Raw genomic sequence first — 14,192 nt, 5'->3', positions numbered from 1 at the left:
TTTTCTACGAACCAGGAACCCATCCATGAGTAAGTCTGAAAACCTCTACAGCGCAGCACGCGAGCTAATCCCCGGCGGCGTTAACTCCCCTGTTCGCGCCTTTACTGGCGTGGGTGGTACTCCGCTGTTTATCGAAAAAGCGGACGGCGCGTATCTGTACGATGTCGATGGTAAAGCCTATATCGATTACGTCGGCTCCTGGGGACCGATGGTGCTGGGTCACAACCATCCGGCAATCCGCAACGCGGTGATTGAAGCGGCCGCACGGGGCTTAAGCTTCGGCGCGCCGACCGAGATGGAAGTCAAAATGGCGGAACTGGTGACCGAACTGGTGCCGACGATGGACATGGTGCGAATGGTCAACTCCGGTACCGAAGCGACCATGAGCGCCATTCGTCTGGCGCGCGGCTTCACCGGCCGCGATAAGATAATCAAATTTGAAGGTTGCTACCACGGTCATGCGGACTGCCTGCTGGTCAAAGCGGGTTCCGGCGCGCTGACGCTGGGTCAGCCGAACTCTCCGGGCGTACCGGCAGATTTCGCGAAGCACACTCTGACCTGCACCTATAACGATCTCAATTCCGTGCGCGCGGCGTTCGAGCAGTTCCCACAGGAGATTGCCTGCATCATCGTTGAACCGGTCGCAGGTAACATGAACTGCATCCCGCCGCTGCCGGAATTCCTGCCGGGTCTGCGTGCGCTGTGCGATGAGTTCGGCGCGCTGCTGATTATCGACGAAGTGATGACCGGCTTTCGCGTCGCGCTGGCAGGCGCACAGGACTACTACAACGTGGTACCCGATTTGACCTGCCTGGGCAAAATCATCGGCGGCGGGATGCCTGTGGGCGCGTTTGGCGGTCGTCGCGACGTGATGGACGCGCTGGCGCCGACTGGCCCGGTCTATCAGGCTGGCACCCTCTCCGGCAACCCGATTGCGATGGCGGCAGGTTTTGCCTGTCTGACTGAAGTGGCGCAGCCGGGCATTCACGAAACGCTGGATGACCTGACGACGCGCCTGGCGGAAGGTCTGCTGGAAGCGGCACAGGACACCGCAATCCCGCTGGTCGTTAACCACGTTGGCGGCATGTTCGGGATTTTCTTCACCGACGCGAAAACCGTCACCTGTTATCAGGACGTGATGGCCTGCGACGTGGAGCGCTTTAAGCGCTTCTTCCACATGATGCTGGACGAGGGGATTTACCTTGCGCCGTCCGCCTTTGAAGCGGGCTTTATGTCCGTGGCGCACAGTATGGAAGACATCAATAACACCATTGACGCCGCCCGTCGGGTGTTTGCGAAGCTGTAACCGAGTACGTTTTAAACCGTAGGCCGGGTAAGGCGAAGCCGCCACCCGGCTTTTTTATTGCCGGATGGCGACGCGAAGCGTCTTATCCGGCAAACAACGGAATCAACGACTCTGCTTACGTAACAGATAGATAAAATATGGTGCACCGATAAACGTCGAGAGTATCCCTGCCGGGATCTGGTACGGAAACAGCACCATCCGTCCGCACCAGTCGGCGAAGATCAGCAATAATCCCCCCGCCAGCGCCGACATCACAATATGCGGCATCGTTCGACGAAAACCTAACATCCGCGCGATATGCGGCGCCATCAGCCCGACAAAGCTCAGTGGGCCAATCGTCATTGTGGCGGTGGCTGTCAGACTGGCCGCCAGCAACAGCAGAGCCACCCGCGACGGCGTCAGCGCGATGCCGACTGCGCGTGCGGTATCGCCGCCCAGCGGTAAAATCGTCAACCAACGACGGCACAGCGGCGTGATGGCCAGCAGGATCACCATCACCATCCCGGTGTGCAGCACCTGCTCGCCCGACGCGTTATAGGTCGAACCGGAGATCCAGGTCAGCACTCCGGCCATACGCGGATCGCCGCTCGCCTGTAGCATCATCAGCAGCATTGTGAATGCGGTACTGAGCGCCATCCCGGCCAGCAGCATACGGTGGGGGGAGAATCCTCCCCGTCCGGCGGCGATCAGAATGATCAGCAGCGTGGCTGCAGCGCCGAGACTCCCGGCGGGCAGCAGCCAGCCAAACGCATTGCCCGGCACCAGAAACAGCATCAGGACGACGCCGAACGCCGCACCGGAGCTGATCCCCAGCACCTCAGGACTCGCCATCGGATTACCGGTCAATCGTTGAATAATACAGCCCGCCACCGCCAGCATCACCCCGGCGAACATCGCCGCCAGAATGCGCGGCCAGCGCCAGGGCATCAGTTCTTCCAGTTGTACGCCGCTGGCCCAGCTCCAGCCCTGTGCGTCACGCCCCAACGACAGCGCGACATACGCCCCAATCAACAGCAGCACGCCGCCGATCAGCGCATAACCCAGCACATGCTGACGCTCTGTCGCTACCCGATCGCTGACGTTCATGTCCGGCGCACTCATGCTGCGCAGGCGCGGCAATAGCCACAGCAGTAGCGGTGCGCCGATCAGCGCGGTGACTGAACCGGTAGAGACTTCCATCCATACCCGGGTCAGCCAGAGAATGACCTGATCGGACAGCCAGAGAATCAGCGCCCCGATCAGCGGAGCCAGCATCAGACGCGCCAGCAAACGGCGCGCGCCCAGCATTTTCGCCAGCAACGGCGCAAACAGGCCGATAAAACCGATAATCCCCACTGCATTGACCAGCAGCGCGCTGAGCACAATCGCCAGCGTCAGGGCCGCCAGACGCGCCAGCGACAGCGCCAGCCCTAAGTTGCGCGCAACGCCGTCATCCAGCCCCATCAGGGTCAGCGGGCGCAACAGCAACAGCGTGAGCATCACGCCGCCCAGCAGTTGCGGCCACAGACGCTGCACGCCGCCCCAGTCGGTTTGCGTCAGCGTTCCGGTACTCCACAGGAACATGCTTTGCAACTGATCGTGGTGAAAGATAACCAACAGTTGGTTGATGGCCCCGCAGTACAGACTGACCACCAGACCGGCGAGGATCAGCGTGACGGGAGAAAGACGTTTCCCCCACGCGACGCCAAACACCAGCGCCCCGACAATACAGGCTCCGGCAAGCGCGGCGAACTGTGCGGCCATTACGCCCGGGATCGCCCATAACGTCGTGACCGTCATCCCCAACTGTGCGCCGGTCGCCACGCCCAGCGTGGTCGGTTCCGCCAGCGGGTTACGCAACACCTGCTGAAAGAGCACGCCAACCAGGCCCAGCCCGGCACCCACCAGCAGGGAAATCACCAGACGAGGGAGAAGGCTGTAGTGGAAAATCATCTGCTCGATGATGTCGATATTGGGTAACCACAGCGCCTGCTGCCACTGAGCGCGCGGCAGCGCAACGGAGAAGTTCGTCCAGGTTAAGCCCACGGCGACAATAAACAGCAGCGCCAACAATAACGCCGGGAAGCGCGCAATACGCTTGCTCACGCTTTGCCCCCCAGCGCAGTATCCAGAATGCGCACAAAGTTCATGGTCGACAATGTGGCACCATAGAACCACACGGGGGGTACGCGCTGGAAACGCCCTTCGCGCACAAACGGCATTGCCTGCCAGAGCGGTGTAGCCATCAGTGCCGCCATCTCTTTGTCATTGCCATGATCAAAGCAGAGCACATCGGCATCTTTGTAGGCCGCAAGACGATCGATTCCCACCACGGTGCTGCCCCAGAAGTTGGTTTCCCCCTGCCAGGCGTTACGAATACCGTACTCATCCAGCACCTCCTGGAACAGGCAGTTCGGGCCGAAGACCAGCATATGGCGAGGATCGAGGAGAGTGATCAGCAGGAGTGGGCGTTCGCCACGCTGCACAAAGCGCGGTTTCCGGCTGGCGATAAACTGGTCGTATTCTGCCAGATGTCGCTCAGCCGCCGGTTCCAGATTCAGCATCTGCGCCATCTCGGTCAGAGACCGACGGGCCACCGCTAAGGGCTGTTTGCCATCGCTGAAGTTGAAGCCGCGTCCGGGGGAAATCCGCGCCAGCGTCTCGGGGGAAGGACCATACCCTGTCGACCAGAACATATACGAGGGCTTCATTTCGGTCAGCAGTTCAAGATTCGGTTCAGTGCGTAAGCCGACATCAATCACCGACGCCGGCAATGGGGGATCGTTCACCCACAGGCGGTAATTGGGAATGTCCGCTACGCCGTAAGGCGTCACGCCAAGCGCCAGCAACAGCTCGACCGGCAACCACTCCAGCGCCACGATGCGATGCGGATCGACCGAGGCCGCGCGCGCCGGTTTCATCTGCCAGAGCAGCGGAGAGAGCGCCATCGCCGTTAATAAACGACGACGCGTTATGTGAGGTAAACCGCTCATCAATACACAAAACTCACAAGGGCAGCGCCTGCCGGATGCGGCAGGATCCCCATCGGGATGCCATAAATCCGTTCCAGGGTTTCGCTACGCATCAGGTCGGCGGGCGTTCCCTGGGCAATCATTTCGCCGCCGCGCAGTGCGACTAAGTAGTCACAATAGCGGGCAGCCATGTTGATATCATGCAGCACGGCGATCACCGTCAGGCCACGTTCCTGACTAAGCCGATGCACCAGCGCCAGCACATCAACCTGATGGGCGATATCCAGCGCCGAGGTGGGTTCATCCAGCAGCAGACAGCGGCTGTCCTGCGCCACCAGCATGGCAATCCACGCGCGCTGACGTTCACCGCCGGAAAGACTGTCAACCAGGCGATGCGCCAGCGGTTTTAATCCCACCAGCGCGATCGCTTCTTCTACTTTTTCTCTGTCCGCAACGCCAAAACGGCCCAGCGCCCCGTGCCACGGATAGCGACCAATCGCCACCAGTTCGCGTACGGTCATCCCTTCGGCCTGCGGCAACTGCTGCGGCAAATACGCCACCTTACGGGCAAACGCTTTGCTGTTCCAACTGTTCAGCGGCTGGGCATCGAGCAGGATGTCCCCTTCTGACGGCGGCTGATGGCGACCCAACATTTTCAACAACGTGGATTTACCTGAACCGTTGTGGCCGATAAGGCCAGTCACTTTACCGACAGGAAAGGTTAACGACAGAGGATGCAGAAGCGTGCGACCGGGCACGCGAAAGGAGACATCACGCAGTGCAAACGTGGTATCGGGATGATGGGTCTGTTCCTGCATAGCGGCCAACTTGTAAAGCGGGCACGCCATGCGTGCCCAAAGAAAAATTAGAAACGGAAAGTTGCAGTAGCAACGACCTGACGTTCCGCGCCCCAGAAGCAGCCATAGGTGTTAAAGCAGCTGGCGACGTATTCGCGGTCGAACAGGTTGTTGACGTGCAGCGCGACGTTGGAACCCGCCATGCCAAGGCGTGCCAGGTCGTACCGGACCAGCGCATCCACCAGGGTGTAGCTGCCGACTTTAAAGGAGTTCGCCGGATCGCCATAGCTGGAGCTGGTATAGCGAACGCCAGTACCCAGAGTCAGGCCGGAGAGCGGGCCGTCAAACATCGTGTAATCGCCCCACAGCGACGCCATGTGTTTTGGCACCTGCGCCGGGGTGTTGCCTTTGTAGTTGGTGTCGGTGGTGTATTCCGCATCCGTATAGGTGTAGGAACCGACCACGTTAACGCTGGCAGACAGCGCCGCTTTCGCTTCAACTTCGACGCCGCGTGAACGAATTTCACCGCCTTCAACTGAGAAGAAGGAACCGTTAGGATCCGCCATCAGGTTGTTGGTTTTGGTCAGTTGATAAACCGCACCGGTGATCACGATCGGACGATCGCTCGGGACATATTTCACGCCCGCTTCGTACTGTTTGCCTTTGGACGGTGCAAAGATGCTGCCATTCGCGCCCACGGTAGAAGCCGGTTCGAACGATTCGCTGTAGCTGAAGTACGGGGTCACGCCGTTGTCGAACAGGTAGTTCACGCCGCCACGCCAGGTGAACTCGTTATCATTACGTGAATGCTGGGTATTCTCTTCACGATCCAGAGTGTCCTGCTGCGCCCAGTCGTAACGTCCGCCCAGGGTTACCAGCACGTTATCCCACTGCATCTGATCCTGGGCGTACACGCCGGTCTGCTTCTGCTTATTCAGAACGCGGTAAGCGGCGCCAGGACCTGGGTGTGAACCAAAATCGAAGTCGCTGCGATCAAGGTTGTAGATGTCAGACGGTGCAACCGAACCCGCCCAGCCAAACCAGGAGTCGATGTCGTTACGCATGCGCATAAAGTCAACGCCGGTCAGCAGGGTGTGATCTAAAGAGCCGGTCGCAAACTTGCTTTGCAACTGGGTATCCACAGAGAAGTTCTGCAGTTTTTCGTTATCATCCACGTACTGACGGGTCAGCGTATGGCCCCACTGTGACTGCGGTACGCTGGCGCAAGGGCTGGTGCTCGGGTTGCTCGAATAGAGCGGATCGGAGCACATGCCATAGCCGTAGACGCTGTTCTGCGACACTTTGTTTTCCGCGTAACGCAGGTTCTGGCGCACGGTAAAGGTGTCGTTGAATTCGTGATCAAAGCTGTAACCGACCATCTTCTCATTACGAGAGTAGGTATTGTTGTTCGCGCCTTCGTTGAAGTCGGTCGACAAACGCTTACCGTTTGGCAGCGTGCTGACTGTCCCTTCTTTCGGCAGCCAACCGTAGTAACCGGTCTCTGGTTCGTTCTGGAAGTAAGACAGGAACGTGAAGTTGGTCTTGTCATCCGGACGCCAGCTAAAGGATGGCGCGATGGCATAACGCTGTTCTTCTGCACCCTGCTGTTGCGCATTCGCCGAGCGGGCCAGACCGGTTAAGCGATAAGAGTACACACCGTCATCATCCAGCGCATCGCTGAAGTCAAAGCCCGTCTGGAACAGGCTGTCAGTGCCCATTTTAAACTGAACTTCTTTCAGCGGCTCGGTGGTTGGACGCTTGCTGACCATGTTCAACAAACCGCCAGGGTTGCTCTTACCGTACAGAACGGAAACCGGCCCACGCATCACTTCCGCGCGTTCCAGCATATAGGGGTCAATCACCGCATCGTTGTAGAAGTTCCCCTGCATCTTCAGGCCATTCAGATAGTTATTCTGACTTTGGCCATCGGCAGCGAAACCGCGAATAATCAGGTAGTCATAGGTGTTGGATGCGCCACGAGTACCCACGGCAACGCCTGGGGTGTAGCTGAGCGCCTCTTTCACCGATTTCGGCTGATGCAGCGCCATCTCTTCCGCAGTCACCACAGAAATAGACTGTGGAACTTTTTGAATAGGGGTATCCGTTTTGGTTGCGGTAGCTGACTGGCGTGCGGCGATCGTCGCCGCCGGACCCCACGCACTTTCCTGCGGAGCAGGAGCGGCGGTGACGGTGATAGTGTCTTCTTTTTTCGGTTCAACCGCCGCCTGTGCATAGACAGACATGCCGCTAACCGCTGTGGCTACTACAACTGCGATTTTACGCAGCGAGTGTTTTGGCTGAGCAGTTTTTTGACGCGCCATTGGTATATCTCTGATGGAAAGTGAATGATAACGTAAACGAGAATTATTATTATGACGGCAGAATAATATTCGAAACGCGGGCGCGATAGCAAGCGATACGCGTCCCCACCAAAACTAAGGGGTTAAGAAATATCCAGATGAAAAGAAAGGGTTAAGAAAGTGGTGCGAAATGTTTTTGTAGGAGAATTGCCGGATGGCGGCAAAAATGCCTTATCCAGCCTACCAGCCCAATACCTGCATGAGCCCTGTAGGCCGGATAAGCGAAGCGCCATCCGGCACGGCGATTAGTTACTGCCGAACATATCCTTAATCCAGCCCGCTACCCCGTCGCTGTCTTTCTTCTCTTCCTTCGGCGGCTGTTGCTGCTGTTGCTGCTGTTGCTGCGGCTGAGAAGATTGATCGAACGGGTTCCCGGTCGGCTGTTGCATTTCGCCCTGCTGGCAGAGTGAATCCGGATCTGATGTCCAGACCGGCAACGTGCGCATACCGCCACTGCAGACAAAGTTACCGTCATAGTCGACGCCCATCTCCGCAATATCCTCCGGCGGGGTCAGCGTCAGCGGCGTCGGCGTCTGGTTCGCCAGATAGCGCTGATAAATCGACATAGCCCCACTCGCCCCGTACAGCTTCGTTGGCTGGTTGTTATCGCGACCTACCCAGGTGATGGTCACCTGACTGCCGTCAATACCGGCAAACCACGTATCGACGTTATTGTTCGTGGTCCCGGTTTTACCCGCCAGATGCAGATTCGGATACTTCGCGCCAAGCTGGCGACCGGTGCCGCGCTGCACAACCTGCTGCATCGTCCACAGCGTCATATAGGCGGCCTGAGCCGGAACGGCGCGCTCCGCCTGCGGGAAGCTCTGGTACAGCACGGTGCCGTCTTCAGCAATAACCGAACGCAGCGCGGAAAGCGGCGCACGGTTACCGCCGCTGGCGATCGTCTGGAACGCCTGCGCCACTTCGATAGGCGTCAGGTTCAGCGCCCCCAGCAGCATAGCCGGAACCGGATGCAACTGCTCTTTCGGCACGCCCAGCTTCAGCCAGGTATCGGTGACGGCTGGCAGGCCAAGCGCCATCCCCAGATTAACCGTCGGTACGTTCATCGAGCGCGTCAACGCATCCACTAACATGACTTTGCCGCTTTCGCTGTAACGACGATCGTCGTTCTGCGGCGACCACACCTGACCGTTTGGCTGGCGCAGCGCAATCGGCGCATCGGCAATCCAGGTGTTCAGGCGATAGATTTTCGGCTGGCTCAGCGCGGTCAGATAGGTCGCCGGTTTGGCCAGAGAACCAATCGAACGACGCGCCTGCATCGCGCGGTTATAACCGGCAAACTGCGGCTCAGCGCCACCGACCATGGCGCGAACTTCGCCACTAAAGCGGTCCACCACCACAATCGCGGTTTCCAGATCGCTCAGCTTGCGCTGTTTTTTCAGTTCCGGGATCCCGTCAACCGCCGCTTTCTCGGCAGCATCCTGGGCAACAGAGTCAAAGGTGGTGAAGATCTTCACGCCGGAGAGATCTTTCACTTTATCGCCCAGCTTCGCCTGCAACTCCTGACGCACCATCTGCATAAACGCGGGCTGTGGTGAGATCACCCCGCCACGCGGCTGCACGCCTAACGGGCGGGCGCTCAGCATGTCGTACAGTTCCTGATCGATCACCTGCTGTTGTTGCAGCAGACGCAGCACCAGGTTACGACGTTCAAGCGCCAGTTTCGGGTTACGCCACGGGTTGTAGACTGACGCCCCTTTCACCATCCCCACCAGCAGCGCCTGCTGATCAAGGCTCAGCTCTTCCACCGGGCGGCCAAAGTAGTACAGGCTCGCCAGCGGGAAGCCGCGAATTTCGTTATCGCCGCTCTGACCGAGATACACTTCGTTCATATACAGCTCAAGAATGCGATCTTTGCTGTAGCGCGCATCCATCAGCAGCGCCATATAGGCTTCGTTGGCCTTACGCCAGTACGAACGTTCGCTGGAGAGGAACAGGTTTTTCACCAGCTGTTGGGTCAGGGTACTTGCCCCCTGTACCGTGCGTCCGGCGGTCAGGTTCGCCAGCACCGCGCGGCCGATAGAGTACAAACTCACCCCATCATGTTCATAGAAATGACGGTCTTCGGTCGCCAGCAGCGTATCCACCAGCAGATCCGGGAAGCCGCTGCGTGGGACAAACAGACGCTGTTCGCCGTTTGGCGACGACAGCATGGTTATCAGGCGCGGATCGAGACGGAAGAAACCGAACTGGCGGTTGTTATCCATGTTGACGATGGTATCCAGGCGACCATCATCGAACGTCAGACGCGCGCGCACCTGACCCTCTTTGCTGTCCGGAAAATCAAACGGACGGCGGATCATCTCAATGCTGTTGGCCTGCACGGTAAACTCGCCAGGACGCGTCATCTTGCTGACCTGACGGTACTGGGTGGCTTCCAGCAGTTTAACCATCTCGTTCTTGCTGACCGACATTTCCGGCTCTAGGTTGACCATCCGGCCATACACCGCCGCCGGCAACTGCCAGACTTTGCCATCGATACGGCTACGGATTTTTTGATCCAGATAAACGCCGTAGATGGCAAGCAGTACCGCAAAAACAATCGCTATTTTCAGCAGCAGCCACATCCAGCCGCGCTTACCACGAGGCTTACGCCCTTTGCCTTTACCTTTACGCGGCATCGGTTCTTCATCCTCATAGTCATCATCATAATCGTCGTCGTACTCATCGTCTCTGAGTTGGCGACGGCTCACCTTTTGTTTCACCGGACGCGTGGGTTTCCCTTTGCGTCCAATTGGCTCGCGGTCATTCCCGGCCATGCTTTTTCTCCGCAACATTCAGGCGCAAAGGCCTGATTCTCTGTTCTTCCGTCCGAAGACAGAAGAAGAAATCTCTCAATTTTACGGCTCTTTTGTCGAATGAGCGTAAATGCCTTATCCGGCTTACGAATACTTTTTAGTCCGCCGCGTCGGTGCCGTGTTCGCCGGATCGTCCGGCCAGACATGTTTGGGATAGCGCCCTTTCATCTCTTTTTGCACGTCGCGATACGACCCCTGCCAGAACGCAGCCAAATCCTGGGTTATCTGCAACGGTCGCTGCGCGGGGGACAAGAGCTCCAGCACCAGCGGCACGCGGCCTTCGGCGATGGTCGGCGTGCTGGCCTCGCCAAACATCTCCTGCATTCTGACTGCCAGTGCCGGCGGGTTATCTTCGTGATAACGAATGGCTATCCGACTTCCCGTCGGCACAGTGTAATGTGTGGGTAGCGAACTCACCAGACGTTGCTGCAGGGAATAATCCAGTAACCCGCTCAATGCCTGGTGAACATCCAGCGATTTCAGGCCGCGCAACGAATGCACGCCGCTCATATGCGGCAGCAGCCAGTTCTCCAGCGTGGCCAGTAATGTCCTGTCGTCCACGGCTGGCCAGTCATACTCCGGCAGCCATTTCGCCGCACAGTGCAGGCGTAACCGCAGTTGTTCTGCCGCGGGCGTCCAGTTGAGCACGCTCAGGCCTTTATCGCGGATGCCATTAAGCATCGCCAGATGCAGTTCCTCTTCGGACGGTTTTGCCAGCGGCTGAACTTTGACCGTCAGCTCCCCGATTCGCAGTCTGCGCCAGGCTTTCAGCGTCCCCTGCGTCTCATCCCACTCGATGGTATCAGACTGCTGTAACAGCGCAGGACAACGCTGAATAAGCGCGTCGATATCGAGCGGCAGCGCCAGCAGGATCCGCGCATCCGGCGACGCGCTACCCTGTAATAACAGAGGCGCCATCAGCCATTCGTGCCGCCCTAACGCATCATCGGCGTCCAGCGCCGCCCCCATGCCATTCGCCAGTTGATAACGCCCGTCCTGGCTGCGTCGGCGCGCGATACGGTCAGCAAAGGCCTGAGCCAGCAACGGGGCAATGCGTGACGCATCCGCTTCGCCGTTGCGAACATGCAGACGGTTGAGAAGTTGCTGACTCCGCTGTTGCCAGGCGGGCTGATGGCGGGAAAACGCCACGCCAAGATCGGTATTGCCCATCCGCGGAGGTTCCTCAAGAATCGCCGCCAGCTTTGCCGCAGTGGCCGCATCGTCGGGTGTGGAAGCACTGACTAACATTGCGGCCAGGCGCGGGTCGTTACCCAGTGCCGCCATTTTTTGCCCCGTCGCACTGAGCTGCTCGCCATCCAGCGCCCCCAGCATGTGCAGTAATCGTTTCGCCGCCTGTAAGTTGACGGCGGGCGGCAGATCCAGCCAGGTGAGTTGCGCGGGATCGCGACAGCCCCACTGCAACAATTCCATCAGTAAACCCGAGAGATCGCTGTGCAAAATTTCAGGATCCCCTTGCGCTGCGGCGCGTTCCGCCTGCTCTTTGGCAATCAGATGCAGACAGATACCGGGCTCCAGACGCCCGGCACGCCCGGCGCGCTGAGTCATTGATGCCTGGCTAATGCGCTGGGTGATAAGTCGGGTCAACCCGGTGCGCGCGTCAAACCGCGCCACCCGCTCCTGCGCGCAGTCAACCACCAGGCGAATCCCCTCAATGGTCAGACTGGTCTCCGCAATATTGGTCGCCAGCACAACTTTGTGCGTCCCTTGCGGGGCAGGCAAAATCGCTTTGCGCTGATCGTTGAGCGACAGCGCGCCATACAGCGGACACAGCAGTACATCACTGCCGACTCGCGTACTCAATTGCTCCTGTACGCGCAGGATCTCCCCGACACCGGGTAAAAACAGCAGCAGCGAGCCAGGCTCTTTGCGCAGCAGTTCGGCGCAGGCGACCGCCACGGCCTCGTCGAAACGCAACTGCGATGCCAGCGGCTGATAACGACGCTCAACGGGAAAGGCACGTCCTTCAGAAACGATCACCGGCGCATCCGGCAGGCACTGTTGCAGGCGATCGTTATCCAGCGTGGCGGACATGATCAGCAGTTTAAGATCGTCACGCAGTCCTTGCTGCACGTCCAGCAGCAGCGCCAGCGCGAGATCCGCCTGCAGGCTGCGTTCATGAAATTCATCGAGGATCACCAGCCCTACCCCGCTGAGCTCCGGGTCGCGCTGGATCATCCGCGTCAGCACCCCTTCGGTGACCACCACAAGCCGCGTTGCTGGCCCGACGCAGGATTGCGCCCGCATCCGGTAGCCGACCGTCTCACCGGGCTTTTCATTAAGCAGTTCCGCAAGCCTTTGCGCCACGTTACGCGCCGCCAGACGACGCGGTTCCAGCAGGATAATCCGCCCTTTGATGCCCTTATGCGCCAGAAACTGTAGCGGCAACCAGGTTGACTTACCGGCCCCCGTCGGCGCGCTCAGCAGTACCTGCGGCGCAGAATCCAGGGCAGTAAGCAATTCAGGCAGTACAGCAGCAACAGGTAACGACGTCACAAATGGCTCCAGAGGGTTAACATTCTTCGCGCCGCATTGTAGCATCGCGTTAATTCATAACCGAGTACCTAAGATGTCTGAGCCGAAACGGCTGTTTTTTGCCATCGAACTGCCCGCCATCGTACGTGAGCAACTGATCTCGTGGCGGGCGGCACATTTTCTCCCTGAGGCGGGACGCCCCGTTGCGGCCGAGAACCTGCATTTAACGCTGGCATTTTTAGGCGATGTGAGCGCTGACAAACAACAGGCGCTGATCGCCCTTGCCGGACGCATTCGCCAGCCAGGATTTACGCTCAGTCTGGATGATGCCGGACAGTGGTTACGCTCTCGCGTGGTCTGGCTGGGGACGCGTCAGTCCCCGCGTGGGCTGTTGCAACTGGCCAATATTCTGCGGGCTCAGGCGGCGCGCAGCGGGTGTTATCAAAGTCCACAACCGTTTCATCCTCACGTGACGCTATTGCGCGACGCCAGCCACGCCGTGGCGATCCCACCGCCTGGCTTTTGCTGGTCATTTCCGGTGACGGAATTTGCCCTGTATGCGTCCTCTTTTTCCCGAGGACGTACGCGTTACGCCAAACTTCAGCGCTGGACGCTTACCGAATAATCAAGGACATGCGCGATGCAATTTACGCCTCCTCTCCAGCGCGCGACGCTGGTTCAGCGATATAAACGCTTTTTAGCCGATGTGATCACATCTGACGGGACTGAACTCACGCTACACTGCCCCAATACCGGGGCGATGACGGGGTGTGCAACGCCCGGTGATACGGTCTGGTATTCGACGTCAGAGAATATCAAACGCAAATATCCGCACACCTGGGAATTAACCCAAACCCAGACGGGCGCGTTAATTTGTGTTAATACCTTATGGGCTAACAGACTGACAAAAGAGGCGATTGAACAGGGACGAATTTCAGAACTTTCAGGCTATTCCACGCTGAAAAGCGAAGTAAAATACGGCGCCGAACGGAGCCGCATTGATTTTATGTTACAGGCAGATTCACGGCCTGACTGCTATATTGAAGTGAAATCGGTAACGTTAGCGGAAAAGGATTTTGGTTATTTTCCCGATGCCATCACTGAACGAGGTCAGAAACATCTTCGGGAACTGATGAGCGTAGCGGCCGAGGGCAAACGCGCTGTGATTTTCTTTGCCGTCCTGCACTCCGCCATTACACGGTTTTCACCCGCGCGCCATATTGACGCGAAATATGCGCAACTATTGTTCGAAGCACAGCGTAAGGGGGTAGAAATTCTGATTTATAAAGCGGAACTTTCTGCCGATAGTATGACTCTGATAGAGCCATTAACTGTCACTTTATAGTGTTGTAAACAATTGGTTATTTAGTATTCTGGTCGCGTGCGCAAATACGCTTTTCCTCACAGGGTTGTCAAGTGTTACGTTTAGTTAATTGCTATCCTGAAAAGCATCTGCTATTTATAGC

9 protein-coding genes are annotated in these 14,192 nt (G+C 58.1%); 3 read left to right on the top strand and 6 right to left on the bottom strand.

The window, feature by feature from the left end:
• Nucleotides 1–25 precede the first annotated feature (25 nt).
• Nucleotides 26–1,306, top strand: a complete 1,281-nt coding sequence (gene hemL / locus F384_RS00815) for a glutamate-1-semialdehyde 2,1-aminomutase (RefSeq protein ID WP_046475762.1) — start codon at nucleotides 26–28, stop codon at nucleotides 1,304–1,306.
• 102 nt (nucleotides 1,307–1,408) lie between these two features.
• Here the strand turns inward: hemL and fhuB are convergent, their stop codons facing one another.
• From fhuB to hrpB, 6 genes are all read right to left on the bottom strand, one after another.
• Nucleotides 1,409–3,391: a Fe(3+)-hydroxamate ABC transporter permease FhuB gene (gene fhuB / locus F384_RS00810; RefSeq protein WP_046475759.1), complete on the bottom strand. Its 1,983-nt coding sequence runs from the start codon at nucleotides 3,389–3,391 to the stop codon at nucleotides 1,409–1,411.
• Nucleotides 3,388–4,278: a Fe(3+)-hydroxamate ABC transporter substrate-binding protein FhuD gene (gene fhuD / locus F384_RS00805; RefSeq protein WP_046475756.1), complete on the bottom strand. Its 891-nt coding sequence runs from the start codon at nucleotides 4,276–4,278 to the stop codon at nucleotides 3,388–3,390. The genes fhuB and fhuD overlap by 4 nt, the downstream gene beginning before the upstream one ends.
• Complete coding sequence (fhuC, locus tag F384_RS00800) at nucleotides 4,278–5,075, bottom strand: Fe3+-hydroxamate ABC transporter ATP-binding protein FhuC (protein WP_046475754.1); 798 nt, start codon at nucleotides 5,073–5,075, stop codon at nucleotides 4,278–4,280. Before fhuC ends, fhuD begins: the two co-directional genes overlap by 1 nt.
• A gap of 47 nt (nucleotides 5,076–5,122) precedes the next feature.
• Nucleotides 5,123–7,375, bottom strand: coding sequence for a ferrichrome porin FhuA (gene fhuA, locus F384_RS00795; RefSeq protein WP_046475752.1), 2,253 nt, complete (start codon nucleotides 7,373–7,375; stop codon nucleotides 5,123–5,125).
• Nucleotides 7,376–7,659: 284 nt separating this feature from the next.
• The gene (gene mrcB / locus F384_RS00790; RefSeq protein ID WP_046475749.1) at nucleotides 7,660–10,194 is read right to left on the bottom strand and encodes a bifunctional glycosyl transferase/transpeptidase; all 2,535 of its coding nucleotides are present in this window, start codon (nucleotides 10,192–10,194) and stop codon (nucleotides 7,660–7,662) included.
• A 123-nt stretch (nucleotides 10,195–10,317) separates the two neighbouring features.
• Nucleotides 10,318–12,747 (bottom strand): ATP-dependent helicase HrpB, encoded by a 2,430-nt coding sequence (hrpB, locus tag F384_RS00785; protein ID WP_046475746.1) that lies wholly within the window; start codon nucleotides 12,745–12,747, stop codon nucleotides 10,318–10,320.
• A gap of 73 nt (nucleotides 12,748–12,820) precedes the next feature.
• On the opposite strand from hrpB, the gene thpR reads away from it, so the two are divergent.
• Both thpR and sfsA read left to right on the top strand, forming a co-directional pair.
• Entirely contained in the window at nucleotides 12,821–13,351 is a 531-nt protein-coding gene (gene thpR / locus F384_RS00780) for an RNA 2',3'-cyclic phosphodiesterase (RefSeq protein WP_046475744.1), read from the top strand.
• Nucleotides 13,352–13,366: 15 nt separating this feature from the next.
• Nucleotides 13,367–14,071 carry a DNA/RNA nuclease SfsA gene (gene sfsA / locus F384_RS00775; protein WP_046475741.1) on the top strand — a complete coding sequence of 235 codons (705 nt, stop codon included), beginning with the start codon at nucleotides 13,367–13,369 and terminating at the stop codon, nucleotides 14,069–14,071.
• The last annotated feature ends 121 nt before the right edge of the window (nucleotides 14,072–14,192 follow it).

Source organism: Citrobacter amalonaticus Y19, assembly GCF_000981805.1.
Taxonomy (GTDB): Bacteria; Pseudomonadota; Gammaproteobacteria; order Enterobacterales; family Enterobacteriaceae; genus Citrobacter_A; species Citrobacter_A amalonaticus_C.
This window is presented reverse-complemented; position numbering and strand designations above follow the sequence as displayed.